2 protein-coding genes are annotated in these 1695 nt (G+C 71.3%); both read right to left on the reverse strand.

Annotated elements, in window-relative coordinates:
- Positions 1–442: hypothetical protein (locus FJ251_16165; GenBank protein ID MBM4119235.1), on the reverse strand; the 442-nt coding region annotated here is incomplete at its 3' end.
- 27 nt (positions 443–469) lie between these two features.
- Positions 470–1678 (reverse strand): hypothetical protein, encoded by a 1209-nt coding sequence (locus tag FJ251_16170; GenBank protein MBM4119236.1) that lies wholly within the window; start codon positions 1676–1678, stop codon positions 470–472.
- Positions 1679–1695: the final 17 nt, after the last annotated feature.

Genomic DNA, 1695 nt, shown 5'->3' on the forward strand with positions numbered 1-1695 from the left:
CCGAGATCAGAGAAGGCGCGACGCCGAAGCGCCAGTCGTCGCCGAGAGCTGTCGTCGAGAGGACGAAGAGGTCCACGCGCCCCAGCGCCACGCGCCAGTGCGCCGCCAGCGGCGGATCGAAGGTGAGCGCCACGCCGACCGCCGGGTCGCCGTCGACGAGCAGCGTGTGCCAGGTGTGCGTCACCAGCAGGCCCTGCGCGAGGCCGGGCAGGTGGTCGAGGCGGAACTCGACGCCAGCGACGGTCTCGACGCCGGTCCCGATCGTCTCGGCGAAGAGGTAGACCGGAATCGTCAGAAAGGGCGACTGCAGATCATAGGAGCAGCCGTACAACTCGCCATGCTCGTCGGGATACGCGTCCGTGGTGAGCCAGAGGATCGGCTCCTCCCACGCCAATGCCGAGAGCGGAACCAGCAACACCAGCAATCCTGCAAGTCGCTTCATTTCCCCCCTCCCTTCGTCCTCGGAAGTCTAGCGACGAATCGTCACCGCCGCCATCCCCAGCGGCCGCCCCGCTGCGGTGCCCCGCGCCAGGTAGACACCGCTCGGCAGGCGCTCGCCCTGCGTGTCGACGCCGCCCCAGAAGAGCCGTCCCTCGCCCGCGCCGGCCGCTGCGCGGCCCGACCATACCCGTCGCCCGGCCACGCTGTACACGGCGAGTTCCACCTCGCCGCGCTCGGCCAGGCTCCAGGCGAGCCAGCTCCCCTCGGCACTCGGATTGGGATAGGGCGCGAGCAGGCGCCCCGCCCCGGCGAGCTCGGCCGGCGGCGCCGCGGTGAGTTCGTCCACCGCGCAGGTGAAGACGCTGCGCCCGTAGGTGCCCGCGTAGAGCAGGCGATTCACCGAATCGAAGCCGAGATGGCTGACCACTGCGTTCGGCAGGTCGGGGCCGAGCATCGCCCAGCTCGCGCCGCCATCCTGCGTGAAGTAGACGCCGACATCCGTGGCCAGCCAGAGCCGGCCCGGCGTCGCCGGATCGGGGATGAGGTCGTTGGCCGGCGCCTCGGGCAGGCCCGCCGCGATGGGCTCCCAGGTGGCGCCCAGGTCCGTCGTGCGGAAGACGTGCGGCAGCGCCTCCGCCCAGCGGAAGCCGGAGATCGTCACGTAGGCCGTCTCGCGGTCGAAGGGATCGCCGTGGATGCTGGTCACCCAGCGGTCGGGAAGCGTCGCCGCCACGTTGGTCCAGTTCGTGCCGCCGTTCGCGCTCACGTTCACGTAGCCGTCGTCGCTGCCCGCCCAGAGCACCTGGCCGTCCAGCGGCGAGACCGCGAGCGCGGTGAGCGTGCCGCGCACCTGGCCGGGGTTGCCCGCGTGCGGGCCGCCCGTGAGGTCGCTGCTCACGGCCGTCCAGCTCGTGTTGCTCGCGCTGCGGTAGACCTTGTTGGTGCCGAAGTAGCGGCGGTCCGCATTGGTGGGATCCTGGATCAGCGGCGCGTTCCAGGCGATGCGGTCGCTGCCGCCGATGCCGCCCGTCGCCCCCGAGAAGAAGCCGCCGCCGTTGGACGAGTAGCCCAGCCCGCCGTACTGGTACTGCGCCCAGATGCGCTGCGAGTTCGTCGGGTGCACCAGGGGCCCGAAGCCGTCGCCGCCGTAGATGTTCAAGAAGTCGTTCGCCGCGCCGCTCGTGCTGCGGTTCGTGCCGTTGTCCTGCGCGCCCAGGAGCAGCGCGTTCGGGTTCATGGCCTCCAGCGCGAACG

The organism is bacterium (genome assembly GCA_016873475.1).
Taxonomy (GTDB): Bacteria; Krumholzibacteriota; Krumholzibacteriia; order JACNKJ01; family JACNKJ01; genus VGXI01.

Bases quoted from the DNA above. Each gene is read 5' to 3' on its own strand.
- FJ251_16170 (MBM4119236.1), bottom strand. From the start codon at position 1,678: ATGAACCCGAACGCGCTGCTCCTGGGCGCGCAGGACAACGGCACGAAC.